Source organism: Microbacterium sp. UBA1097 (genome assembly GCF_002313585.1).
In the GTDB taxonomy this organism is placed as follows: domain Bacteria; phylum Actinomycetota; class Actinomycetes; order Actinomycetales; family Microbacteriaceae; genus Microbacterium.
On the sequence record NZ_DCBW01000013.1, the window covers coordinates 39,225 to 64,505 of the forward strand.

The window sequence follows — 25,281 nt, forward strand, 5'->3', positions numbered from 1 at the left end:
CCGCGCGGCGGCATCCGTCGATCACTGGTTGAGGATGGCCTCGATCTGCTCGTCGAGCGCGGTGGCTACAGCCTCGACGTCCTCGCCCTGAGCGATGCGCACCAGAGCGTCAGGGATGATCTGGGCAGCCTCGACCTCGGCCCAGTTCGGGCTAGCCGGCGTCCCCTTCGAGTTGGCAAGAGCCGCAGCCTGGGCCTGGGCGATCGGGGTGTCCGGCAGAGCGGAGGCGGCCGAGATGATTCCGGGCGTGAGGCCCTGCTCAGCGAGAAGCTTCTGGTAGTCCTCGGAGAGCATGATCTCGAGGGCTGCCTTTGCCTTCGTCGGCGCGGCGCTCTTCGTGGCGACGGCTACGTTGGATCCGCCCGCGAAGATCGGGGCGGTCTCGCCGGCTTCGAGGCCCGGCAGCGCGAACGCGCCGAGGTCGGCTGCATAGGTGTCGGGGCACCCTTCGGAGTTCTGCCCGGCGTCCTCATCGGCCCACGGCCACGCACCCGTCAGGTTTCCGGCGGCCCATGCGGGGCTTGAAATGAACCCGGCCTCGCCGTTGCAGAAGGCAATGTTTGCCATCAGCTCGTTGCCGTCGGCCGGCGCGACAGTGGCGTCCTGATACACCGTCTGCAGGAGGTTGAGACCCTCGAGGCTCTCGGGGCTCGAGAACTGTGCGTCCCACGTGTCGCCGTCCTGAACGGCGATCTCGCCGCCGAAGGCCCAGATATAGGGAAGCGCGTTGTACCAGTCCTTGCCGGGTGCGTAGATGCCCGAGACCGTGTCGGTGGTCATCGCGACGCCCTCGGCAACGTACTCATCGAGGGTCGCGGGGACCTCGTCGACCATCATCGGGCTGTAGAAGACGATCCGGCCGCCCGCGTAGTAGGGCGCGGCGTAGAGCGATCCCTCGTACGTGCCAGCCTCGACGAGTCCGGGCAGCAGGTCCGAACCGCCGAGCTGGTCCTGAATGTCGGAGATGTCCAGGAACAGGCCGGCATCCGCGAAGCCCAGTGCCTGCGTGTTGCCAACCTCGACGACATCCGGAGAGTCGTTCGACGACAGTGCGGCGGTGTACGTGTCCGACACGTCAGCCCACGTCTTCTCTTCGATCGTGAGCGTCCAGCCCTCGTTCTCGGACTCGAAGGTCTGCTTTAGGTAGTCACGAGCGGTCTGGGGCGTGTCGGCGCCGACGAGCCACACCGTGATGTCGCCCGTTTCGGGCTCCGCGGGGGCACCGCCGGCACAGCCGGCCAGCACGAGCGCCGAGGCGCCCGCGAGGGCGACGGCTCCGAGCGTCTTCTTCATGGTGTCTTCCTTCGTGTTTCTCTGGTGTTCGGAAGAGGTCGGGCGACCTATCCGGTGGGGGGAATGGTTGGGGCGGCGGTTACGACACCCCGAGCTGGCCTGACAGGACCATGACGGCAGCTCCGCGCAGAACGATGTCCTGGCCTTGCGCCGTCATCCGAACGCGCACGCCGTCATGGAACCGGGCTAGCGTGCGAGTGCGGATCGTCTCGACCGTTGCCTCTGCGAGAGGACCGGCGAGAAGTTCATCGGGACCCGAGAGCACGATCTCGGAGACATCGAGCGCACCGACGATGGGCGCGAGCGCGATGCCCAGGCGTTCACCGGCGTCGCGCAGCTGCTGCTCACGGTCTGCGGGAGTCTCGGCATCCGCCATGCGAGCCGTCAAGGCGGGCACCGACAGCCACGCCTCGAGGCATCCGACTTTGCCGCACGCGCACTGTGGGCCGCCGTCGGTGCCCACGGTGACGTGTCCGATCTCGCCCGCCGCGAAGTGCGCACCGCGCATGGGCTGACCGGCCGATACCAGTCCCGACCCGACGCCGCGTCCGACCTTCACGAGCACGACGTCGTCGCGCGCACCACCGAAGGTGTATTCGGCTAGAACGGCGGCGTTCGCGTCGTTTGCCACGAGCACCGGCAGCCCGAGGGCATCCTCGAGGATGCTGCGCAGCGGCAGCTGCGTCCAGCCGAGGCCGGGAGCGCTGAGCACGACACCGTCGTTGTCGACGACGCCGGGAGAGCCGACACCGATTCCGAGGACCGGGGCGTGGGCATCGGCGACCAGGTGCCGTGCCAGCTCGATCACCGCATCCCGGGCATCTTCTGCCCCGCGCGGTGCCGCAATCTCGTGGCGGGCGACGATATCGCCGTCGAGGGTGAGGATCGCGCCGAGGAACGTGTCGGGGCCGGAGAGATCCATGCCGAGGATTCGGTGGCCCGCACGATCGAGGTCGACAACCATCGCGGGCTTGCCCGGACCCGACGCTTCGCGAACGCCGAGCTCAGCAACCAGGCCGTCACCGATGAGCTCGGCGACGAGGTCGGAGATTGTGACGCGTGTCAGCCCCGTCTCCCGGGAAAGGTCAGCCCGACTCATGGCGCCGTCATGGAAGAGCGTCTGGAGAACGAGGGAGCGATTGTGGGCACGGGCGTGCTCGGGCAGCACCTTTGCCCGGCGAAGACTGCGGCGCTGCACCGTGTCCGAAGCGACAGCTGCGGCATCCGTGGACGCCGTGGCCTGGGCGCCACGAGCCATGAGGGTGTGCGCGGGCCCCGTGGAAGAGCCGCGCTGCACTTCCGATGCAGTCATGTTTGTTAGTAGACCTTACGAACAAAAGAACTGCAAGAGCGTGACCGAATTTGGACGGACAGTTTACAAAACCGTTACATGCGCTTGGGGCGCGGCGACCGGATGAATGCGGTGTCACATCGTCGCCGTGCGCAGGTCGGATCCATCGTCGACCGGGCAGGAGCCGTAACATGCCAAGGGCGCTCGTGCACCGCCCGGAAAGGAAGCAGCGTGCCCTACTTCGACCTCTCCCCCGCTGAGCTCGAGGCCTATGTCCCGCAGATCAACGAACCCACAGACTTCGACGCCTTCTGGGCCATCACGCTCGAGGAATCCCGCGTCGCGGGCTGGGAGCCGCGACTGACTCCTGTCGACTCGGCGCTGCGGTCGGTCGACGTGTTCGATGTGTCGTTCGCGGGTTTCGGCGGCGACCCGATCAAGGCCTGGCTGCTGGTACCCGCCGGCGCAACCGCCCCGCTTCCCGCGGTGGTCGAGTACATCGGATACGGCGGCGGACGGGGCCTCCCCTCCGAGCGGCTTGCGTGGTCGGCGGCCGGCTACGCGCACCTCATCATGGACACGCGCGGCCAGGGCTCGACGTGGGGCACTGGCGGCGAGACTCCCGACCCGCACGGCACCGGCGCCGCAACCAACGGATACATGACCCGCGGAATAGATGACCCGGCCGACTACTACTACCGCCGGGTTTTCACGGATGCCGTCCGTGCGGTTGACGCCATCCGCATGCTTCCCCAGGTCGACGCGGATCGCGTTGCCGTCACCGGCGGCAGCCAAGGTGGTGGTATCGCCCTCGCTGCCGGCGCACTGTCGGAAAGACTCGTCGCCGTCATGCCCGACGTGCCGTTCCTCTGCCACTTCTCCCGGGCCGTCGGGCTGACCGACCGCGACCCCTACCAGGAACTCGTGCGGTACCTCAGCGTGCACCGGGACGCCCGGGAGCACACCTTCAGGACGCTCAGCTACTTCGATGGCGTCTCGATGGCGCGCCGCGCTACCGCTCCGGGGCTCTTCTCGGTCGCGCTCATGGACTTCACCTGCCCGCCCTCGACCGTGTATGCCGCGTTCAACAACTACGCCGGGCCCTCCAAGCGGATCGTCGCCTACGAGTTCAACGATCACGAAGGAGGCGGCGCTCTCCAGTGGAACCAGCAGGTCGCGTTCCTCGCGGAGCTGGGGATCCAGTGAACGCTCGGATACCTGCCGTCGTCGCGATCGACGCCGGCCAGACTGGCATGAAGGTGCGCGTGCGCACGGATGCCTCGGTCGGTGAGGCTCTGCTGCCGGGCGTTCGCACCGACCAGCCGGTGCTCCCGCAGATCGGTCTGGCGGCGCGACAGATCGCGGACGAGTTCGACCTCGACATCCGTCACCTCGCGGCGGGAGTTTCGGGCCTTACCGACGGCGAAACGACTCCGGCTGCTGTCGCGGCGCTGGTGCGCAGCGCCGGGGCCGCACACGCCGTCGTCGCGCATGATGCGACGACCTCCTACCTCGGCGCCCGCGGCACCGCGCACGGTGCCGTTGTCGCGGCGGGAACGGGGGTCGTGACTCTCGGTGTCGGCCCCGGCGGCGCCGCGCGCGTCGACGGCTGGGGCTACCTCATGGGAGACGCCGGCAGCGGCTTTTGGCTCGGACGCGAAGCGCTGGTCGCCGCGATGCGCGACCACGATGGTCGAGGCACAGCGACGGCGCTCACGGATGCCGTCCGCGGGCGTTGGCCAGATCTCGAGCAGGCCTACATCGATCTGCAGGCAGACCCCGCCCGGGTGAGCATCGTCGCCTCCTTCGCGGCCGAGGTCGCACAGGCAGGCGCGGACGGGGATGCGGTGGCTCTCGACATCCTGCGCCGTGCCGGGGACCTGCTGGCAGAGAGCGCGCTCACGGCGCTGCGTCGCGTCGACGCCGAACCGGCGGTGTGCGCGATCGGCGGGGTCTTCCGTTCCGAGGCGCTGCGCGAGGAGTTCACGCGGGCGCTGGTGAATGGGCGACCGGATGCGCGGATCGTGGAGCCCGCCGGGATCGGCATCGACGGCGTCGAGGCCCTCATCGACCTGCCCGCCGATCACCCGCTCGCCCCCCTCACCTGGTCGGCCCGCGCCTAGCCCGGGCACGCCCGGAAACGACGTCGGGCCGCCCCGCAGAAGCGGAGCCGCCCGAGTCAGAGTGGATCAGCGCAGCGCGTCGATGACGGCGTTGAAGGTCGCCGAGGGTCGCATGACCTCGTTGACCAGTTCGCCGTTCGGGCGGTAGTAGCCACCGATTTCGACCGGTGACCCCTGCGCACCGTTGAGCTCCGCGACGATCGTCGCTTCCTCGGCCGAGAGCTTCTCAGCCACCGGCGCGAAGATCGCCGCGAGATCAGCGTCCTCGGTCTGCTTCGCCAGCTCCTGCACCCAGTAGAGGGCGAGGTAGAAGTGGCTGCCGCGGTTGTCGATCGTGCCGAGCGCGCGCCCCGGGGACTTGTCGTTCTCGAGGAAGGTGCCCGTGGCAGCATCCAGCGTGTCGGCGAGGACCTTGGCCCGGGCGTTGCCCGTGGTCTCGGCAAGATGCTCGAGGGATGCCGCGAGCGCGAAGAACTCGCCGAGCGAGTCCCAGCGCAGGTAGTTCTCGCTCAACAGCTGCTGCACGTGCTTCGGGGCAGACCCGCCGGCGCCGGTCTCGAACAGTCCGCCGCCCGCGAGCAGCGGCACGATCGAGAGCATCTTGGCGCTCGTGCCGACCTCGAGGATCGGGAAGAGGTCGGTGAGGTAGTCGCGCAGCACGTTGCCGGTGACCGAGATGGTGTCCAGGCCATGGCGCATGCGCGCAAGCGTGTAGCGGGTGGCTTCCTCGGGCGAGAGGATGCTGATCTGCACGCCCTTGGTATCGAGCAGCGCGAGCCCCTGGTGCACCTTGGCAATCAGCTGCGCGTCGTGCGAGCGGTTCACGTCGAGCCAGAACACCGCGGGAACCCCGGTTGCCCGGGCACGGGTCACGGCGAGCTTGACCCAGTCCATGACCGCGATGTGCTTGGTCTGCGTCGCGCGCCAGATATCGCCGGCACCGACTTCGTGCTCAAGGAGCACCTCACCCGACGAGTCGAGCACCTGAACGACGCCGGGAGCGGCGATCTCGAACGTCTTGTCGTGGCTGCCGTACTCTTCGGCGGCCTGCGCCATGAGGCCGACATTGGGGACCGTGCCGATCGTCGTGGGATCGAGCGGCCCGTTCGCGATGACGTCGTCGATAACGGCCTGGTAGACGCCGGCGTAGGAGGAGTCCGGGATCACGGCGAGCGTGTCATCCTCACCACCGTCGACTCCCCAGAGCTTGCCGCCGTTGCGGACCAGGGCAGGCATGGATGCATCGACGATGACGTCCGAGGGGACGTGCAGGTTCGTGATGCCCTTGTCGGAGTTCACATATGACAGGCGCGGCCCACGCTCCAGGTCGGCGTCGATCGCGGCGGCGATCTCGTCACCGCCCTCCACCGACGGCAGCCCCGCAAGGATCGATCCGAGTCCGTTGTTCGGTGTGAGGCCCGCTGCCGCGAGCTGGTCACCGTAGCGCTCGAAGACATCGGCGAAGTACGTCTTCACGACGTGACCGAAGATGATCGGGTCGCTGACCTTCATCATCGTGGCCTTCAGGTGCACCGAGTACAGCACGTCAGCCGCAGATGCCTCGGCCAGCGTCTCGGCGAGGAACGCGTCGAGGGCGGATGCCGACAGGAATGTGGCGTCGATGATCTCGCGCGGCAGGACCTTCAGGCCCTCCTTGAGCACCGTGACCGTGCCGTCGGTGCCGACGTGACGGATGGAGAGCACGTCGTCGTGCGCTGCGACCCATGACTTCTCGTTGCTCTTGAAGTCGTCGTGACCCATCGTCGCTACCCGAGTCTTCGAGCCCTCGGGGAAGGGCTTGTTGCGGTGCGGGTGCTTGCGCGCATAGTTCTTGACCGACAGGGGCGCCCGGCGGTCACTGTTGCCCTCGCGCAGGACGGGGTTCACGGCCGACCCCTTGATGCGGTCGTACCGCGCGCGGATGTCCTTCTGCTCGATCGTCTGCGGCTCGTCCGGGTAGTCGGGGATGTCGTAGCCCTGCGACTGCAGCTCGGCGATGGCCGCCTTCAACTGCGGAATGGATGCCGAGATGTTCGGCAGCTTGATGATGTTCGCCTCGGGAAGGGTGGCCAGTCCGCCGAGCTCGGCGAGGGCATCACCGACCGCCTGCTCGGGCGTGAGCTGCTGCGGAAAGGCGGCAAGGATGCGGCCCGCGAGAGAGATGTCGCGCGTCTCGACATCCACGCCGGCCTGATGCGTGATCGCCTGCACGATAGGGAGGAAGGAAGCTGTGGCCAGGGCCGGCGCTTCATCGGTGTACGTGTAGATGATCGTGGATTCGCTCACTCGCCTGATCTTTCCGCTCGGGGGCCGCGCACGAGCCTACCGCACCGACCCAACTATCTCGATATCAAGATAAATTCCCCAGAGGACAATGCCTCGGGATGCTGAACCGCGGCATCCCGGCTAGCCTGTGTGACATGGCCGAACTGCGACTTGCTGAACTGTCCGCCGCCACGGTGGAAGCTGTCAACAATATGTCGCTCAAGCCCGGGCAGGCGGAGTTCCTCGCCCCCGAGAGCTACGAAGTGGCGGCAGGCGATGTCGATCCGCAGACGATGTGGCAGCGCGTCGTCCTCGACGGGGATGACGTGGTCGGGTTCATCAGCGCGAACTTCGACGCCGACAGCGTGTCGGAGTACTTCCGGTCGGTGCTGTGGCGGATCAACGTTGACGCCGACGACCAGGGGCGGGGAATCGGCCGATTCGCCGTCGAAAGCCTGCTCGCCGAGGCACGCGAGCACGGTGTCGATCACGTGAACGTCATCTACGGTGCGGGCCAAGAGGGCCCGCAGGCATTCTTCGAGCGTGTGGGCTTCACACCGGTCGGAGAAACCGAGTACGGTGAGGTTATCGCCGAGATCCGGCTCTGATCCGGCGAGTCCCACCCTTAGTTTCCAGCCCCCATCCGAGGGGCTTGTCGGCTGGCGGCGGGGCCTCGGATTCCCCTCCCCCACCGAGGCCCCGTCGCCTTTTTCGACGGCTCCCGATTCGCTGCGACGGCGGTTCGCGACGGCCTCGCACTCAGTACTCGAGCGCGCGCTCCGGGTGGATGCCCGCAAGGACTCCCAAGACCCGCCGCGCGTCGCGTTCGACCGTGGCCGAGCGCCGTTCGGGCAGCAGGCGCGCACCGACGATGACGACGTGCCGACCGCGCAGGATCCAGAACGACACTCTCGCGGTCTCGGCATCTTCCACGATCACCGAGCGCAACTCGTCTCGGCGTCGAGTCAGCTTGGCGATATCGGGGCGCACCTGGTGCACGTCGGGCAGATCCCGCGCGCGAAGGGCGATGGTCACGCCGTCCGATGAGACGATCTTCCACATCGGCCCCGCCGCCCGCGGGCGCATCGCCTTCGCTGTCGAGAACTCGATGTCCTCTTGCGGCAAGAGAGCCAGCGCGGCGCGTCGTACCGCGACGCGGCCGATGTACTCCGAACTGGACGGTGCGACGACCTCGACCCGCTGTGGCAGTTCCGAGAGCTCATCGGCCAGATCGAGGGGATGGGGCATCCGAATGCTCATGGCGTATCTCCCGTCGGTGTCGGGGAAGGCTGTGCCGGGGTGGGCGTCGGTGTTGCAGTGCTGCGGGGTTGCGTGCGCAGCGCGACCTCGGTTCCCACCGCGACGCCGACGCCGGATGCCGGCCGGGTGGTCACGATGACGGCATCGGGCGCCGCGTCGCCGCTGGAGACCGAGAAGCCCGCGGCCTCGAGGCGACTGCGGCCAGCCGTCACATCGAGTCCGGCGACATCGGGGACGGCGTTGTAGCCGCTGGCGACGGTGACCGCCACCGACGCCCCGGGCTCGAGCAGCTGACCGGCCGCCGGGTCGTGCCGCAGCACCGTCTCGGCCGCCCACGGCGAGTCGACGCGCGTCACCTCGCCGAGCGTCAGTCCCGCGGCACGCAGCGCCGCCTCGGCGTCGGCGAGAAAGCCCGACAGCTGCGGCACCGACACGGCCTGGACCGTGGTTGACGGCGAGGCCTGCGGGGCGACGGGCTCGGGCACGAGACTCGGTTCACCGGTCGGTGTCGCCTGGGTCGTCGGCACCGGCTCGGCTTCGGGAGGAGCACTCGTCGCTCCCGCGAGACTTGCCCACACCCCCGCGGTCGCCACGACGACGATCGCCCCGATGACCGCGAGAAAGCCCGGCGACGCGCTGGGCCGGTCGGGTGCGAGCGGCTCGGGCGGCGGCGCTGGCACCCCGTACCCGCCGCGGGCGGGCGAGAGCACGCGGGTCACGCTCGTACGCTCGGACGCCACCAGGGCGGGGCTTATCGGGTGCTCGGATGCCTCGGCCGAGGCATCCGTGTCGGGGAGCGCGTGCTCGAGGGTCAGGAGCGCTGCCTCGACCGCTTCGCGGAACTGTGTCGCGTCTCGAAAGCGGCGCGCCGGGGTCTTGGTGAGAGCGTGGGTGATGATCCGATCAAACGGTCGGGCGGCCGGAACGAGCGCGGAGGGCGCCGGTGGCGGGGCCGCCACGTGCGCTTCGAGAACCTCCGCGCTCGTGCGACGCGGGAAGGGGGGCCGGCCCGTCAGCGCGAAGTAGAGGACCGCGCCCACTTGGTACAGATCGCTCGGGGTCCTCACGGGAAGCCCGCGGGCCTGCTCGGGCGACATGTAGTTGGCGTTGCCGATGATTCCGCCGCCCTCCGCGGCGGCCAGCAACACGTCGGAACCGACGGTCGTGCGACCGGATGCATCGGCGAGCCCGAAGTCCAGGAGCCGCACCGACCCCGGGTCGACCGGGCCGTCGCTGGCGGGGAACACCAGGTTCTGCGGAGAGATGTCGCGGTGCACGAGACCGGCGGCGTGTGCCACCGCGAGACCTGACAGAATCCCCTCCGCCAGGGCTGCGGTCTGGGCCGTGCTCAACGGTCCGGACTGGAGCACATGGTCACGCAGGGTGGGACCTGCCACGAGGTCCATCGCGATCCACGGCATCAGAACCCCGGCAGCGTCGTGCAGGCCCGCCCCGCGCACCGTGACGAGGTTGTAGTGATGCAGCCCCGCCGCGCGCTCGGCTTCGCGCAGGAACGCCACCCGTTGCGCTTGGTCAGCGCACAGATGCGGATGCAGCATCTTGAGTGCCACCCACTCGGGTTCGCCTACCGCAGCCTGCAGGTCGCGCGCGGCGTACACGGATGCCGAGCCGCCCACCCCGAGCAGCTCGCCGAGCGCGTAGCGCCCGCCGATCAGCTCTCCCGAGGTGTGCCCGCCCATCGCTCTTACCCGAAGCGACCGTTCACGTAGTCGTAGGTGCGCTCGTCCTGGGGCTCCGAGAACATGGCTTCGGTGTCGCCGTATTCGACGATCTGACCGGGGGTGCCCTGCGAGGCGAGGAAGAACGCGCACTGCTGCGATACACGCTGGGCCTGCTGCATGTTGTGGGTGACGATGACGATCGTCACCTCTTTCTGCAGCTCCATCATGGTCTCTTCGATGACGCGGGTGGAGGTGGGGTCCAGGGCCGAACACGGCTCGTCCATGAGGAGAACCTTGGGGGTGACCGCGAGGGACCGGGCGATGCACAGGCGCTGCTGCTGGCCACCCGAGAGGCCGCCGCCGGGCTGGCGCAGACGGTCCTTTACCTCACGCCAGAGGCCCGCGGCGGTCAGTGACCGCTCAACGATCTCGTCCTTCTGGTCGCGGTGCACGCGCACGCCGGTGAGCTTCAGGCCCGACACGACGTTGTCGTAGATCGACATCGCCGGGAACGGGTTGGGCTTTTGAAACACCATCCCGATGTGCTTGCGGGCGTCCTGCAGCTTCTTGTTGCGGTCGTAGATGTCGTCGCCGTCCAGGCGCACTTCGCCGGCGAGGGATGCCGAGGGCACGAGCTCGTGCATCCGGTTGAGGATGCGCAGGAACGTCGACTTACCGCATCCGGAGGGCCCGATGAGCGCGGTGACCTGCCCTGCGGGCATCGTGAGCGAGACCCGCTCGAGCACCTTGTGGGTGCCGAACCAGGCAGAGATCTGGTCGGCTTCGAGAGTGGAGAGCTCGCGGGGCGGATGCGGCGCGGCCAGCGCGTCGGCGATCTCGGTGTCGGCGTCAGCGACTGTTTCGGGCGCCGGCTCGGGAAGAGTCGGCGGGGTGCGCGTCTCGCCGGGCGCGATGACGGCGGTCGCGGTGTCATCGGGTGAGGTGCGGTTCATGGATGCGGCATCCGTCGTGATCGCGTCGTGGATCGGCATCCGCGCAGCAGTCAACTCCGCGGACTCGACGAGGGACGAGTGCACCTCGGTGATGTCGTCGGGGGCGGTCGGTTCAGTCGTCATAGTCATCCTTCGTCGGGGGCGTCACAGCAGGTTCGGGAGGGCATTCATCACGATGTCGGCAGTGACGACACCGAGGGCGACGAGCACGGGAACGCCGACGAGCCAGGCGTGCCAGCGGCCCCAGCGGGTCCACAACCACCACATGCCGATTCCGGCGGCGGTGAAGAAGACGAACGCGAAGAAGGCGGCGAACCAGGCACTCGGGTCCTGGCCCATGGCCCGCTCTGCAGGCGGCAGCGCCGCGTAGCCCATGACCCGGCTCGGGTTCTGCTGCCTCTTCGAGACCAGTTCAGCGTCGACGTGCAGCACGCCGGAGGGGAAGAGGGCTAGTCCGTCGGCGGTCTGCAGTTCGAGGCGGCCTTTGTTCGCCGCGAGGTCGGGCGGCATCGGGTCACCCGCACGGCGCAGGCCGAAGACCCGGTAGGTGTTGACGCCCTGTCCGGTGGTGATCGTGATCTCGTCGCCCGGCGCGAGCCGGTACAACTGCGAGAACGGTCCGCCGTACGTGGTCTGGCGACCGAGGATGACCGCGAGCCCTGCCTGGCCGGGCATGACGCTGTCGCGCCGGTGCCCGATACCGGAGCGCAACACCTCGCCCGATGAGCCTTCGAGCACGACCTCGCTCAGTCCGATCGCGGGGGCTTCCAACAGGGCGACCGGAGTTCCCAGTTCGACCATCTCGTCTTCGCTCACCAGCTGCCCGACCGGGGTCTCCGCCTTGGCGAGCGAGGTGCGCAAGTCACCGTAGGCGATCGTCTGCGCGCGGTAGTGCTGAAAGGCCGAGAACGCGGCGACGTGCGCGACGAACGCGAGCAGCAGCAGGGATGCCGTGAGGATCATGGCTCCCGCCCACCACCGTCCGTCGCGCGGGGCGAGCGGGCGCGGCGGTGGGGGCAGCCGCGGGCGGCGAGGTTTGCGCGGCGGCTTGGGTGGTTTGGGTGGCGCCGGCTCGATATGCACGGGGGCCACGACGTCGGATGCCTCGGGCGGCGCCTGTTCGGTGATCGTCATGCGGCGCTCGCCTCGGGGGCGGGGGCGCGCATCGTGCGGATGAGCCACCAGGTGCCAAAGGCGGCGAGGACCGCAAGGAGTGCTCCCCCGATCCACCACGCCCACACCGGCACGCCCTGCACATCGGGGGCGGCGGCGGTTGCGGCGCTGGCGACGACGATGCTCGCTGAGGCAACCTTCTTCGACTCCCACCCGGTCAGCTGCACGGTGTGGGCCCCGGCGGGCAGATCGCTGGGCAACTGGAACGACTGCGTCAGGGTCCCCGCCGCATCGGCGGGGAAGTTGCCGATCAGCACCGGGTCGGAATACAGCACGAGCTGCACCTTCTCGTTGGGGGTGAACCCCGAGAAGCTGACGGTGATCGTGTCGCCCGCGTTGTAGGCGGTCTTGTCGACGCTTGCTTGCTCGGCCGTGGTCGAGGGGCTCTTACCGATCGCCGGTTCAGTCGGGCCGGTTGCGACTTGCTGCGCGGCAGACTGCGCCGACCCGCTTGAGCCAGAGCTGGCGGAGCCCCGCGCTGTTGTCCCACCGGTGGTGGTTGTGCCACCGGGACCGCCAGACGGCCCATCACTCGGCGAGGGTCCGGAGGCGGTGGTGCGGAAGTGGAAAGCAGGCTCGATATGTTGCTGTCCCCCTGCGCTCTCACGCACAGCCGAGAGCGTGAACTCGCCCGCCTCCGTCTCGAGGAGCACAACAGCCAGGCACAACGTTCCCAAGCTCTCGCCGGCAGCGACCTCCACCGGGTCACCGATCGTCGCGCCGGCGGTCGCGCTGAAAGGCACCGACGTGGAGAGGAATCCCGTCCAGGTGCCGACCAAGGCGTCGGCGTTCTGGAACCCCCAGCACACCGCGAACGCGTCACCGGCCGTCAGCGTGGGAGCTTCCGTCGTGCTGAGAACAGTGCCGTCATCTCGTATCGCGGCCACGGCGTCCGCCTGGAGCACCGACGTCGGTGTTGCAGTCGGCACAGTCACGCTGACGGTGGCCGCGCCGCTCGGCGCGGGTGTCGGTTCGGCGGCAACGGCTGGGGTGAGCGGCACCGCGAGGCCGGCGACGACGAGGGTAGCGCCGGCGGCGAGCAGCCGGAGCGAGGGGATGCGGGTCATCGGACCGCCTCCTTTTCCTGGGATCTGTAAAGCGAAATACCTGGGATTTGTAAAGTAGAAACCCCGGGATCTGTAAAGTAGCGAGCGTGGACACTTACCGGAGGCGAATCGTCGACGACGAACTCGACGCCGTGTTCCCCGCCCTCGCGGCGATAAGCCTGGATGGGCCGAAGGGTGTGGGGAAGACTGCGACGGGGAGTCGGCGCGCGGCGACAGTCCTGCCGGTCGACCGCGCCGATGTCGCCGAACGGCTGGCCGCCGACGCGAACCTTCTCACTCGCGCGGCCAAGCCCGTCCTTCTCGACGAGTGGCAGCGGGTGCCCGAAACATGGGATCTCGTACGCCGTGCCGTCGACCGCGACCGCAGCGGGGGCCAGTTCCTGCTGGCGGGCAGCGCCGCCCCGGTGGTCGCTCCCGTCCACTCGGGAGCGGGCCGAATCGTGAGCTTGCGAATGCGACCACTCTCGATCGCGGAGCGAACGGGCGACCGGCCGCCCATCTCGCTGTCGGCACTGCTCACCGGCACCGGCGAGATCGCGGGCGAAACCGGATGGCAGCTGCCGGATTACGTCCGCGAGATCGTGGCCTCGGGGTTCCCGGGGATCCGTGACCTGCCCGATCGGGCGAGACGGCTCGCGCTCGACGGGTACCTGGCGCGAATCGTGGAACGCGACATGGTCGAGCAGGGCTTTCGTGTACGCGCTCCCGCGTCGCTGCGTGCGTGGATGCGTGCGTACGCGTCGGCGACGAGCTCCACCGCCAGTTATACGACGATCCTCGACGCTGCGACAGTCGGCGAGTCCGACAAGCCCAGTCGTCCGACGACGGTTGCCTACCGTGATGTGCTCAGCCAGCTCTGGCTGCTCGATCCGGTGGAGGCCTGGCGTCCGCTCGGCGCAGACCTTGGTCGACTGTCCTCCGCACCGAAACATCACCTCGCCGATCCCGCTCTCGCAGCACGGCTGATGGACCTCGACGAGGCCGCCCTGCTCGAGGTGCGAGAGCGCGCGATGATCGGCCCCCAACACGGTGCTGCGCTGGGTCGCCTCTTCGAGGGGCTCGTGACCCTCAGCGTCCAGACCTACGCGCAAGCGGCGGAGGCTCGCCTTTTTCACCTGCGCACTCAGGATGGCGCGCACGAAGTGGATCTCGTGCTCGAGAGCCGTGGCCGCGTCGTCGCCATCGAGGTGAAGCTGGCAGCGTCGGTGGATGATCGTGACGTGCGCCACCTGGTGTGGCTCAGAGACCGGCTCGGAGATCGCCTTGCCGACGCGCTGGTTCTCACGACCGGACCAGCGGCGTACCGGCGTCGCGATGGCGTCGGCGTCGTCCCACTCGCCCTGCTCGGGCCGTAACGCCCTCATCTGACGGGCTCGCTCTCGTCGCGCGCTTCGGCGCGGATGTGGTCGGCGTAGGCGGCGAGGTCCTCGGCGAGACGCTGCCGGGAGCGGCGACGGAGCACCACGATCAGCACGATGGCGCCCGCGATGACGGCGAGGATGAGCAGCAACATCCACGGGATGGCCCAAGTGATCGCCGAGCTCGAGACCGCCGCAGGCAGCGGGTCGGTGTCTGCGAGGCTGTCACCGGGAAGGGGCGTCACCGTGATGTCGGCGAACAGCAGCAGCAGCGGCGCGACACCGGCGACCTGTGCGGTCACGTGCGCGGTGCCGCCGGGCACGATGTTGCGCACGGGGTCGAGCTGGACGGTGCCGAAGTCGATGCCGAACGGCCCGGTCAGGTGCACTGCCGGTTGCGCCGACAGGCGTGTGTTGCCGGTGTTGAGGATGTCGAAGCCGACGAATCCCGTGCCCGCACCGATGGGGTTGAGAGTTCCCTCGTACCCGGCGACGGCGCCCTGGATGCCGAGCTGCGGCGTCAGCGGACCGTCGACGCGCAGGTAGATGCGCGTGCCGACACGATTCTCTTGCACCACGGAGGTGCCGCCCGATGAGGCGGGCGTCGTGTACGAGGCGACGATGCCGGCGGCATGGTCGCCGGGGGTGGCATCCTGGGGCACGACGATCGTGAAGGGGATGTTCTGGGTGGTTCCGGGATCGACGGTCACCGAAACACCGAGGGATGCGGCACAGGCCGCTTCGGCGTCGTCGTTCGTGTCGGCGCAAACGCTTGCGCCGGTGTCGATCGTCGTCCAGCTGCCGAGGTCTGTAGAGGCCTGGTCGGAACCGATGAGGGTGAACGCGGCGGTGTCGTAGTCGGTGGTTGCGTCGGCGGCGTAAACGCGGAACGTGGCAGGCACGGCCGAATCGTTGACGACACCGACCCAGTCGGTGATGGTCGTGCCGGGCGCGACCTGGTAGGTGAAGGCTGTGCGGCCGTCGGGGCCGGACGGCGTTGACGGCTGGATGCCCCACGTGATGTCGCCCTCCTCGGCACGGGCTGCCGGAGTGTCGAGGGCGACGGCAGACGCGAGCAGGAGGGCGGCGATCGCGAGCAGGCCGGTCACGGCGCGGGTCGGGTGTGCGCGGGCGGTCATTGTTCTCCGGTGTGGGATCAGGCTGTTCATGCAGGAGCGGGTGGCCCGTCGCGCCCCCGAGCGCGACGGGCCACCCCAGGGAGGGATGCTCAGATGAGCGTCAGGGTGAGGGTTGCGGTGTAGTCACCGGCCGGGGCATCTGCCGGAGTGTTGAGCGTGATCGTCGCTCCGACCGACGTGGTGACGTTGGCCGTCGCAGAGCCCGTGCCGGTGGCCAGGGCCTTGTCGGATGACAGGCCGCCGCTGACGCCGGCGACGACCTCAGCGCCCGCCGTGCCGTTACCGTCGCCAACCTTCGCGGGCTTCCACCCGACGTTGCTGGCCGCGATCTGGTTCGAGCCGCTGGTGAGCGTGCTGATGCGCCCGTTGAGGGTCCACGGGGTGCTCGCGCTCTGGCGGTCATCGTTCACGGTGACGGTGCCGAGCTCACCGGTTGCCGTCCACACCTCACCCGCGGTGCGGGTGGTGGGGCCGCTGAGGGTGACCGACTGAGGCTTAGCCGTCATCTTCAGTCCCGTCGGCACCGGAGTGGTAGCGGTGGGAACCGTGACGCCGACCGTCGGGGTGGCGGTGTCTTGCACCGGCACGGCCTCGGTCGTGACATCCACCGAGCCGGAGGAGGCGGTGTGGGTGGTGTCGCCGGAGTACTCAGCGGTGAACGCGTAACTGGTGCCCGCCGTCAAGCCCGACACCGCGTAGCTGGCGGTGCCGCCCGAGACCGTGACCGGGTCGCCGATCGCGGTGCCCGCCTGCTTGAACTGCACTGTACCGGTCGCCTCGCTCGGCGCAACCGTCGCGGTGAGGGTGACGCCGGTCTGGGTGACAGCCGAAGACACGAGGCTGGTCGTCGTGGCGCTGCGCGTGTCGGCGACGCTCCACGTGTTGTTGGTCTTATCGATGTTGAGCTTCACCGAGAAGTACTTCGCGTCGCCGATCGGGAGGGTCGACAGGATGGGCAGGTTCGTCGTCAGGGTGTCGCCGGGGTCGCAGGTCACGACCAGGTCCGCCGTGCCATCTCTGAACAGATTGAGAGTCGTGAAGTCGCTGAACCGCGCCGCGTAGCTGCTGGTGAGATTCAGTGGAGTTCCGTCCAACCCGTAGCCGGCGATGGTAGTGCTGCGCGGGTATGCGGGGAAGTAGTCGGCGTGCGTGCCGTCCGACCACACCAGGAAGGTTCGCGAGGATGCGCGGAAGTGTTCCGGGCACCCGGTCGTCGCGGTGAGAGCAGTCGGGTCGCCGGAGTTTGTGAGGGTTCGCGTGGCGGGTGCGGTCACCGTCAGGTCGCCGATGCGGTTCTCGGGTTTGAGCGGCTCCAACACCTCGGTGGCGCTGGCGGGCGCTGCGGCGGCGAAGCTGGCTGCCGCGAGAAGCAGTGCGGTGCCGCTCGCGACGAGGGCGCGGCGCGCACGGGTGAAACGGGTCATGCGAGTGTCCTTTCGTGCCGGGACTTTCCCGGCGGATTCGGGTAGGAGGAGGAAAGGTCTGTTGGGGCTTCGCGCCGCGGTGAGGCGGGTGGGTGGGGTGTTAGTTGGAGCGGTGGTTCTCGGCGTCACCGGCCTTGTAGAGGGTGGTGCCGATGGTCACGCCCGAGGTGCCCAGCGAACCGAAGCCGAAGTCTTCGATCACCAGGGTCGAGGTGCCCGGGCGGGTCGCGGAGTACACCGCACCCTCGACCACGGTCGTGGTCGCCGGGTCGTCGACGAACGCGAACGCCAGGTCGCTGTTGGTCGAGATCGCCGCGTGCTCGATGATGTTGAACACCGGGCGCTTGACCGGGAACGCGGTGTTCAGCACACCCGAGCTGATCGGCGCAACACCGTTGATCTCGGCCAGCTCCGCGCCGTGACGACGCTCAGTCACCGTGACACCGGCGTACGTCCCGCTGTAGTACGACGGGTTCGCAGCGACCTTCGTCTGGGCGATGTACTGCGCGATCGAGAACGGCACGATCGCGTTCGGGACATCCTCGAGCACCTTGCCGTCGTGCTCCTGCACGCTGACGGTCACGCCGCCGGAGGTGTAGGAGTCGGAGACCGCCGAACCGATGGTGCCACCGATGGTGCTGTCCCAGAACGAGCGCGTACCCGACCCGGCCTGCGGGCGGAACGGCACGATGTCAGCACCGGTACCGGGCAGACCGACCGTGTAGGTCTGGCTGTTGCTCAACGTCACCGACGCGCCGTTGCTGGCGTGGTAGATCGCCTGCAGGTCGGCAAGCGTCAGGTCGCGGGGCAGCGTGGTGTTGTCCTCGTGCACCGCGTAGGTGACCGCATCCACCGCCAACGGCACGTACGACAGCACGCCGGTCGTGCTCGGCACGCGCGGTCCGCTCGACGAACGTGCGAACTGCAAGTCGGTGTCGTCGAGGTTCGCCGACGAGGTGCCGCGCGGGTTGGTCAGCGACTGGTTGTTGATCGCCGCCTTGAGCGCGTTGTAGCCCTCGGTCGAGCCGTTCGGACGAGGGATCGACGTGCCGCCGGTGTGCGTGACGATGAAGCTCCCCTGACCGGCCGGGATCGTGGCGTCCCACGAGCCGATCAGCAGATCGTCGTTCGCGTCCACGACGACTGCCGCCAGACCGTTGACGACATCCTGAGTCGTGTCCGATCCGGTGCCGTTGAGCGCACGGTTCAGCGTGTAGGTGCCGGTCGATGGGTTGAGGGGGTCGGCCTGAGCGGCCGGAGCCACCAGCAACGCCGCCGCCGCACCGAACGCGACAGCTGCCGCGATGCCCGACTTCGTGATTTTGTTCATGATGAGTTCCTTGCTACTTTCTTGTGATGCGCTAACCCGGGTTTCCGGGTCCCGGCCCCCGACGGAGTTGCAGCTCCGTCGGGGGCTTTTTCGTTCGGATGAACGAGGGTCTGTGACGCCTCGGCCGGAGATCTGGGGGTCATGTGGGCCGCCGCCGCAGGAGGAACGGCGCAGCGATCGCGCCGACAAGACCCGCGGCGAGGGCGCCGCCCACGGCACCCTGCGCCGGCGGCGCGGCCTCGGCGGTTGCCGCGACCGAGGATGCGTCTGCGGTCGAGATCGTGGTCGCGGTCGCCGCAGTTGCCACCCCGACGGTGTTCCCTCCCGCTGCCGCGGAGGATCCCGGGGGGGTCGCTGCCGGTGGTGCGCTGGTGCCGCCGGTCGAGGGCGGAGAGGGCAGTGTCGGGTCGCGCAACTCGGCAGCAACGCTCGCACCGAGCGCCACCTGGCCGGCGGTGAGGGGAACGTACCCCGCGGGTAGCCCTCCCGCTTCGCCGGGGACATTGCCCGCGCCCCCCGCGTAGTCGATGAAGGTGGCGTAGTCCTCTCGTGCGGCCTGGTCGCCGACGCCGGCGGTCACATCGAACGCGCCGTAGACGGTCAGCGCGAGCGGGTACGCGCCCGACGGGACCTCGGCGGGATCGACCTGCGGCACGTTTGCGGCGCCCACCGTCTGCGCCGCAACGGCGCGGGCGACGGCTGTCTCAGTGGCGGGTACGAACTCGCGCGCCGAGGCCACCGTGGACCGGTCAGTCGTGTCATCGAGGGGCAGTGCGAGCTCGGCGGTCGCGAGTTGGTAGCGGTCTGCCCCGCTCGCCGCGGTCGGCCCGAGGATGAGGCGCCCTCCCCCGCTCGCGGGAAGCTGCGGCGCCTGTGGCACGAAGAACCCGACGTTGGTTCCCGAGAACTTCTGCGGATCCCACACGTTGGTCAACCGTTGATCGGCGTTGACGATCCGGCTGGCGTTCGCCTTGAGCGTGAGGGAGTAGGGGTTGTAACTGAGCGAGTCGATCTGCATACCCCGGAGCTGCGAGAGCGCGGTCACATCATCGGGGGCCACCGACAGGTCGACCTTCGGGAAGGTGTCGATCGGGGCGGTGAGCAGATCGATGCCCGGGCCCGCGACGCCTGACGCGCCCGGGGGCAGGTAGTAGGGGTTGACGGTGTTGCCCCACGGGTCGGGTTCGCCGGCAAGGTACGCGCGCGCATCGGCGTCGGCGAGCACGTAGCGCCAGAGCGCCCGGACCCCATCATCGCCCGCTGGCCCCGTGACGACCCACGGGTCCTGAACGACCGCTGGTATGAGGTTCGTGGGGTTGCCGAGCGCCGCCCATTCCTCGTCCTCGACGACAGTTTCGTGGCGCAGCGTGGCGCGTGAGTCGCCTACCGGCGGATAGCTCCCGCCTTCACCCTTCGGTACCGCGTTACGGAAGGACTGAGTGAGCATCTTGGCGATCAGACGCGGAGTCAAGCGGAGCGTCGGGAACTGCGTGCCATCTGCCGTTTCGGCGAGATAGCCGATCGTCACCGCGGTGTTCGCGATCGGCGCATAACGGATATCCGCGTCGGCCAAGAGAGTGGAGTCGGCGGTTCCGATCGTCTCGGGGGTCAGCGGATCGACCACAACGACCCCACCCGCCTGACGCTGCAGCAGCTGCGAGCGGGCCAGGTCACCACTGTTGGTGATGAGCGAGAAGGCTGCGCCGTCGGCCCCGTCGCACAGGGTGGACTGCCACGACGCGATCGCATCGGCGATGAACTCGCTGCCGACCAGGCGACGCTCGGCGGTTCCCGCCGCGCACGTGCGGTAAGGATTGTCGAAGTCGAGCGGCACGACGATGCGGTCATCCCACATCGAGCAGTTCGGGTCGATCGGCGATCCGACCTGGGCGTACTGATTCACGTCGCCGTAGTTGTTGTTTCCGTATCTCGTCGAGCCGCTACAGACGGTCGTCGCTCCCTGGCGGGTTCCGGAGTGCGTGCCGCGCGGCACGATGACAAGCCAGCATCGCTCACCGGCCGCTTCCGGCGCACCGCACCCGAGGTAGGGCTGGTCGATCGCGGTCTGCGTCACGAACGCCGTGCGCGCCCGCCCGTCACCGCCGAACGGGACGATGATGCGCTCATTGGAACTGGACGCGTCGAAGAAATCAGCGAGGCCGTTACTCCGGAAGAGTGTGGGCCCCACAGCGACGCTCTTGTCCTCGTTCTCGCGACCCGTCACGGTGAGGAAGCGAAGCCCCCCGCGCGTGAGATTGAAATACCCATCGCCGATGATCCGCAGCACCGACTGTTGGGGGCTCCCGCCGGTCTCCTCGTTCGAGTAGCCACCCCACTGGCACGTCTTCGCGAAGTCGGCGGAGCCCGGATACCCCCAGCACTGGAACATCTGCAGGTAGCTGGTCGCTCCCTCGGTGCCATTGAGTCTCGTTGTCGGTTTGCCGCCTTCTGCCGTCACCAGAATGGCTTCAGAGCCCAGGTTCTTGGTCTTCGAGACGGTGACCGAGAGGTTCTTGAAGTCGTCCCAGTGCCCCGAGCCGGCGTCACCACCCTGCCCGTCGCTGGTCAGCGCAGCGTGATCGGGCTGATACTGCTGAATCGCGCGATCGTTGCCGCCCGCCCACTTCACGGTGACCGACGAGTCGGCCTCGTCTCCGGTAGCTCCGACCGCAGCGGGGGCCACCGCCGCCACGAGTGCGGCAACGCTGACCGCGAGCGCGACGCCGACGAGGGCGGGGCGTGAGGATCGGATGCGCATCGTGTGGTGTGCCTTTCGGGGGGTCACCGTGGGGAGCCGCGGGTGAGGATCGGGTGAAGGGTGCGTCGGCGTCGCCCGAGCAGGGGCGGTAGCACTGCCGCGAGGAGGAGCCCGACCCCAGCGGCCAGGACGGCCAGGGGCGCGAGCAGGCCGAGCTGGGCGACCGGAATCGTCTGGGGTGTCGCGTTCACCAGCACGGGTGCGGCGTCAGCGACGACCGCGCCGCTGCCGCCCGCGGCTGCCTCGAGCGCGCTCGCGCTCGCCGCATCAGAGCCGCCGCCCGCAGCTGTGCCGGCGCCTCCCGCGCCGCCACCGCCACCGCTGCCGCTGGCGCCCGACGTTGCCGTGGGCTGGTCTTTCGCGCCACCGGTTCCTGTCGCGCACTGCTGCGGCCCCGCCTTGTCACACTCGGGCGGGTAGGGGGCTGTCTTGGCGAGCTTGTTCGACTGCGGGCTCGAGTCGGTCGGGTCGAACGTGGGGTTGTTGCAGTCCGTGATGCCCTTGATCTGCGGGTTACCGCCCGGGATCCGGCGGATCTGGTCTTGGCCTGCCAGCACCAGGTTGATCGGCAGTGGCGAGTATCCGAGCACGTCCGCCTGCTGCTGCCCCTCGCACAAGAAATACGCCGAGAAATCGGCGAGCGTGTAGCCCTGGTCATCGGTGATGTTCGCCTGCTTCGCGCTTCCCGGGTCGGGGTTCACCGGCAAGATGACGTAGCTGTAGCTCGAGAGCGGATAGACCCGTGGATCGCTGCTCGTGTACACGCCGCTCAAGTCCTGCGTGAGGTAGTCGATCGAGGACTTGTCCTGGTTGATGTTCGCGCTCAGCAGAGCGACGGCGACGTTCTGGGCCGTCGGCTCGGTGTAGTAGCCGGCGGCGTTCAAGAGCTTCGCGACCGGGAACTTCAGGTTCAGTGCGTAGGAGTATTGCACCATCGTGATCGCGCCGACCGCGGCATCCTGAGCGACATAACCCGCGGCGCCGTCTGACCCCGCCTTGGCGATGAAGCCCGAACCGGGCACGACCGGATAGTTGCTGGTCACGCCGCAATGGCCGTTGACGTACGGCCTTCCCACCTTGTCGCAGTAGGCGTCCCAGACCGCCGTGTGCTCCTGCCGCATCCAGATCGAGAACTGCGCTGTCTCACCGGCGCCGTCGGAGCGCACGACGGGAACGATCGGCAGCGCCGGCAGAGCCAGCCCGGGGTTCTCGCCCTGCAGCTGGGCGTCGTTCCACACCGTGATGGCACCCGTGAAGATCTTCGCGATCGAGTCACCCGACAGGCGGAGGTTGGTGACGCGCTTGCCGCCGATCTCGAGGTTATACATGAACGACGTGCCCCCGGCGACGATCGGCATGTACGCGAACGACCGGTTCGGAAGGTTCTCGATCTCGTTCGAGTTGGAGATCCCATAGGGGATGTCGGTGCCGCCGAACTGCGTTTGCCCGGTCGCGAAATCGTTGCGCCCCGTGGTGGATCCGGTGCCGGTGTAGTTGACCACCCAGCCGAAGTTGCCGTAGACGTTGCTGACCCACTGCGCGATCATGTTGCCCGACCACGTCGAGCCCGTGCCCTTGATCGGCACGTGGGTGCTCCCCGCGGCGTGCGCCGACGACGCGAGCTGGAGCCCCCCAGCCACCATCAGCAGCACGCCCAGCATGGCCACGGCGGCCCGCGCCGCCCAGCGGCGAGGTGCGACGGCTACGGCGCTCATGACCGGCCTCCCTCGGACGTGTGCGTGAGGGGGTTTGCGGTGGCGTCCCCCGCGAGAACCGGCGGGGTCTGACGGCGCGAGAACCGAGCCGCGTCGCGCACAGACGCGGCTCGTGCGCGTGATGCCGCGCGCGACGAGAGAACACCCGGCCCCCGGCCGCCGATGAGGCGTGCGAGCAGGAACAGGATGAACACCAGCGCCATGAGCACCGCGGCGGCACCGAAACCGCGTGCGATCTGGTTCGGTTCGGGGCTCTTGACCAGGGTGAACGTCGCGAACGGCAGCGACACCATCGGCCCCGAGAACGGGTTGAGGTTGAAGAACGTCGTATAACCGGCAGTCAGCAGAACCGGGCTCGTCTCTCCGATTCCTCGCGCGGTCCCCAGCACGATCGCCGTCATGAGCCCCGACTTCGACGTCGGCAGCACCACGTGCCAGATCGTGCGCCACTGGCTGGCCCCCATCGCGTAGGAGGCCTCCTTGAGCGTTGCAGGAACGAGGCGAAGGACGACGTCGGCGGAGCGGATGATGATCGGCAGAATCATGATCGTGACCGCGAGCGCCGCCGCGAATCCGGACTTCTCGAGGCCGAAGAGCAGGATGTAGGTCGCGTAGATGAACAGGCCGCAGATGATCGAGGGCAACGCCGTCATCGCCTCGGTCACGGTGCGCACCACCCTGGCGAACGGCGACGGAAACTCGGCAAGAAAGATCGCGCACAGCAGCCCCAGCGGAATCGCGATGGCCAGGGCGATCGAGATCATGATCAAGGTTCCGATGATCGCGTGAGCAACTCCACCGACGGTCAGCGGGTCGAGGGGGCCTCCCAGCGAGAGATCCTGCACCCAGAAGTTCCAGTGCAAGAACGCGGCCGAGCCCCGGAACACCGTGAAGACGACGACGACGGTGAGCGCGAGCAGCAGCACGACCGCGGCGGAGTGGATGACGACCGCCCAGACGCGGTCGAGGATCGTGACCCGATTGTCGTCGAAGCTGATCAAGACGACGAAGAAGCCGAGGAAGAGCAGGTAAGAGACGAGCACGAATGGGAGGGCACCCTCGAACGGAAGCACCTGGGTGAACATCCACGACGTGAGTGCGATCGCAGCCGCGGCCGCACCGATGATCCGCAGGACGTCTTCGCGGCGCACCGACGAGAGCTCGCGGCGCGTCTCGGGGCGCGAGACGTGAATGCGACCGTCGCGCCCGGGAAGATGCGTTCGGGAAACCCTGCCCGCAAGCTGCGCGCGTCGGTGCTTCCGCTCCGGGCTCACGGTCGGTGTAGGTGTGATTGTCACGGTCGTCCTAGCTCGCCGCACCCGAACGGGTGCGCTGAATGATGAAGCCCGCGAGGAAGTTCACGAGCATGGTGATGAGGAACAGCACGAGTCCCGCCGCCATCAGCGCGGAGATCTCGAACGACGACGCTTCGCCGTAGCGCAAGGCGATGAGCGAGCTGATCGAGTTGGTGCCGGTCGAGAGGACCTCCCAGTTGATGACATAGATCGGTGAGATGACGAGATACACCGCGATCGTTTCGCCGAGCGCCCGCCCGAGCCCGAGCATCGTGCCGCCGATGACGCCACCCATGCCGAACGGGTAGACCACCGAGCGGATCATCCCCCACTTGGACGAGCCGAGGGCGTACGCACCTTCCCGTTCGCCGACCGGAGCCTGTGAGAAGACCTCCCGCATGATCGAGGCCGCAATCGGGGCCACCATCATCGACACCACCAACCCCGCGAGGAACGCCGATGCGGTGAAGACCGTCGGGGTGGCAAGCGGATCGTCGGGATCGAAACTCGACACCGCAAAGATAGGAATCCAGCCGAAGTACGTGCTGATCCACTGGGAAACCGGGATCAATGCGCCCTGGAGCCAGAAGAGGCCCCACAGGCCGTACACCACCGAAGGGATCGCCGCCATCAGGTCCACGACGCCGATGAGGAACCGGCGGATGCCTTCAGGCGCGTACTCGGAAATGTACGTCGCTGTACCCAGCGCGAGGGGAACCGCGACGGTGATCGCGATGAGTCCGATGACCACCGTGCCGAACAGCACCGCCGCGATACCGAAGTTCCCACTGTTGGGTTCCCAGGTCTGGGTGGTGAGGAACGACGGCCCGGCCACCGCGATCGCCTCCGCGCCGCGGATCGCGAGGAAGACGCCGACCAGCGTCATGATCGCGAGCACCAGAACGCCGCCGCCGTGGGCGCCGAAACGGAAGAACCCGTCCGACAGGCTGCGACGTGCCTTCAGCGAGCGCGGACGATCAGTGTCGACCACGGTCGCCGGAGGTTCGGTCGTCAACTCATCGTCGTGGACACGCGTGGGCAGTGACATCGGGAGTCGCTCCTCAGGCTCTGTGCGTCCGGCGAGATCCACCGACCGGACGCCGAAAGTCTGCGTCGCGAGACGCCCCCGGCGCGACGGACCGATCCCGCGGCGTC

Annotated in this window: 19 protein-coding genes; 4 read left to right on the forward strand and 15 right to left on the reverse strand. The window is 68.3% G+C overall.

Features of this window, described 5'->3' with window-relative positions:
- Positions 1–21: 21 nt before the first annotated feature.
- Together B4F19_RS03500 and B4F19_RS03505 are read right to left on the reverse strand one after the other, a co-directional pair.
- Positions 22–1,293 (reverse strand): extracellular solute-binding protein, encoded by a 1,272-nt coding sequence (locus tag B4F19_RS03500; protein WP_292729245.1) that lies wholly within the window; start codon positions 1,291–1,293, stop codon positions 22–24.
- 79 nt (positions 1,294–1,372) lie between these two features.
- Entirely contained in the window at positions 1,373–2,605 is a 1,233-nt protein-coding gene (locus B4F19_RS03505; protein WP_292732846.1) for an ROK family transcriptional regulator, read from the reverse strand.
- A gap of 210 nt (positions 2,606–2,815) precedes the next feature.
- Between B4F19_RS03505 and B4F19_RS03510 the strand changes: the two genes are divergently transcribed.
- Both B4F19_RS03510 and B4F19_RS03515 read left to right on the forward strand, forming a co-directional pair.
- A complete protein-coding gene (locus B4F19_RS03510; protein WP_292732847.1) occupies positions 2,816–3,790 on the forward strand; it encodes an acetylxylan esterase in 975 nt (324 codons plus the stop codon).
- Positions 3,787–4,707 carry an N-acetylglucosamine kinase gene (locus B4F19_RS03515; RefSeq protein WP_292732848.1) on the forward strand — a complete coding sequence of 307 codons (921 nt, stop codon included), beginning with the start codon at positions 3,787–3,789 and terminating at the stop codon, positions 4,705–4,707. Before B4F19_RS03510 ends, B4F19_RS03515 begins: the two co-directional genes overlap by 4 nt.
- Positions 4,708–4,773: 66 nt before the next feature.
- Here B4F19_RS03515 and B4F19_RS03520 read toward each other — a convergent pair whose 3' ends face one another.
- Positions 4,774–6,993: an NADP-dependent isocitrate dehydrogenase gene (locus tag B4F19_RS03520; protein ID WP_292732849.1), complete on the reverse strand. Its 2,220-nt coding sequence runs from the start codon at positions 6,991–6,993 to the stop codon at positions 4,774–4,776.
- Positions 6,994–7,127: 134 nt separating this feature from the next.
- On the opposite strand from B4F19_RS03520, the gene B4F19_RS03525 reads away from it, so the two are divergent.
- Positions 7,128–7,580 carry a GNAT family N-acetyltransferase gene (locus tag B4F19_RS03525; RefSeq protein ID WP_292732850.1) on the forward strand — a complete coding sequence of 151 codons (453 nt, stop codon included), beginning with the start codon at positions 7,128–7,130 and terminating at the stop codon, positions 7,578–7,580.
- Positions 7,581–7,731: 151 nt separating this feature from the next.
- On the opposite strand, the gene B4F19_RS03530 is transcribed toward B4F19_RS03525, so the two are convergent.
- From B4F19_RS03530 to B4F19_RS03550, 5 genes are all read right to left on the reverse strand, one after another.
- On the reverse strand, positions 7,732–8,232 hold the full coding sequence (locus B4F19_RS03530) for a hypothetical protein (RefSeq protein ID WP_292732851.1): 501 nt from the start codon (positions 8,230–8,232) through the stop codon (positions 7,732–7,734).
- On the reverse strand, positions 8,229–9,932 hold the full coding sequence (locus B4F19_RS03535; protein ID WP_292732852.1) for a protein kinase domain-containing protein: 1,704 nt from the start codon (positions 9,930–9,932) through the stop codon (positions 8,229–8,231). The genes B4F19_RS03530 and B4F19_RS03535 overlap by 4 nt, the downstream gene beginning before the upstream one ends.
- A gap of 5 nt (positions 9,933–9,937) precedes the next feature.
- Positions 9,938–10,738, reverse strand: a complete 801-nt coding sequence (pstB, locus tag B4F19_RS03540; RefSeq protein ID WP_292732899.1) for a phosphate ABC transporter ATP-binding protein PstB — start codon at positions 10,736–10,738, stop codon at positions 9,938–9,940.
- 273 nt (positions 10,739–11,011) lie between these two features.
- A complete protein-coding gene (locus B4F19_RS03545) occupies positions 11,012–12,001 on the reverse strand; it encodes a sortase (protein ID WP_292732853.1) in 990 nt (329 codons plus the stop codon).
- Entirely contained in the window at positions 11,998–13,107 is a 1,110-nt protein-coding gene (locus B4F19_RS03550) for a hypothetical protein (RefSeq protein ID WP_292732854.1), read from the reverse strand. The genes B4F19_RS03545 and B4F19_RS03550 overlap by 4 nt, the downstream gene beginning before the upstream one ends.
- An 86-nt stretch (positions 13,108–13,193) precedes the next feature.
- On the opposite strand from B4F19_RS03550, the gene B4F19_RS03555 reads away from it, so the two are divergent.
- Positions 13,194–14,462, forward strand: a complete 1,269-nt coding sequence (locus tag B4F19_RS03555; protein WP_292732855.1) for an ATP-binding protein — start codon at positions 13,194–13,196, stop codon at positions 14,460–14,462.
- 5 nt (positions 14,463–14,467) lie between these two features.
- On the opposite strand, the gene B4F19_RS03560 is transcribed toward B4F19_RS03555, so the two are convergent.
- The 7 genes from B4F19_RS03560 to pstC form a co-directional block, all read right to left on the reverse strand.
- Positions 14,468–15,604: a hypothetical protein gene (locus B4F19_RS03560; RefSeq protein WP_292732856.1), complete on the reverse strand. Its 1,137-nt coding sequence runs from the start codon at positions 15,602–15,604 to the stop codon at positions 14,468–14,470.
- A gap of 89 nt (positions 15,605–15,693) precedes the next feature.
- Positions 15,694–17,028 carry an Ig-like domain-containing protein gene (locus tag B4F19_RS03565; RefSeq protein ID WP_292732857.1) on the reverse strand — a complete coding sequence of 445 codons (1,335 nt, stop codon included), beginning with the start codon at positions 17,026–17,028 and terminating at the stop codon, positions 15,694–15,696.
- 100 nt (positions 17,029–17,128) lie between these two features.
- Positions 17,129–18,358, reverse strand: coding sequence for a hypothetical protein (locus tag B4F19_RS03570; RefSeq protein WP_292732858.1), 1,230 nt, complete (start codon positions 18,356–18,358; stop codon positions 17,129–17,131).
- Between the two features lie 139 nt (positions 18,359–18,497).
- Complete coding sequence (locus B4F19_RS03575; RefSeq protein ID WP_292732859.1) at positions 18,498–21,116, reverse strand: hypothetical protein; 2,619 nt, start codon at positions 21,114–21,116, stop codon at positions 18,498–18,500.
- A gap of 23 nt (positions 21,117–21,139) precedes the next feature.
- Positions 21,140–22,831, reverse strand: coding sequence for a substrate-binding domain-containing protein (locus B4F19_RS03580; RefSeq protein WP_292732860.1), 1,692 nt, complete (start codon positions 22,829–22,831; stop codon positions 21,140–21,142).
- Complete coding sequence (gene pstA, locus B4F19_RS03585; protein ID WP_292732861.1) at positions 22,828–24,129, reverse strand: phosphate ABC transporter permease PstA; 1,302 nt, start codon at positions 24,127–24,129, stop codon at positions 22,828–22,830. Before pstA ends, B4F19_RS03580 begins: the two co-directional genes overlap by 4 nt.
- A 7-nt stretch (positions 24,130–24,136) precedes the next feature.
- Positions 24,137–25,174, reverse strand: a complete 1,038-nt coding sequence (gene pstC, locus B4F19_RS03590) for a phosphate ABC transporter permease subunit PstC (protein ID WP_292732862.1) — start codon at positions 25,172–25,174, stop codon at positions 24,137–24,139.
- Between the last annotated feature and the right edge of the window lie 107 nt (positions 25,175–25,281).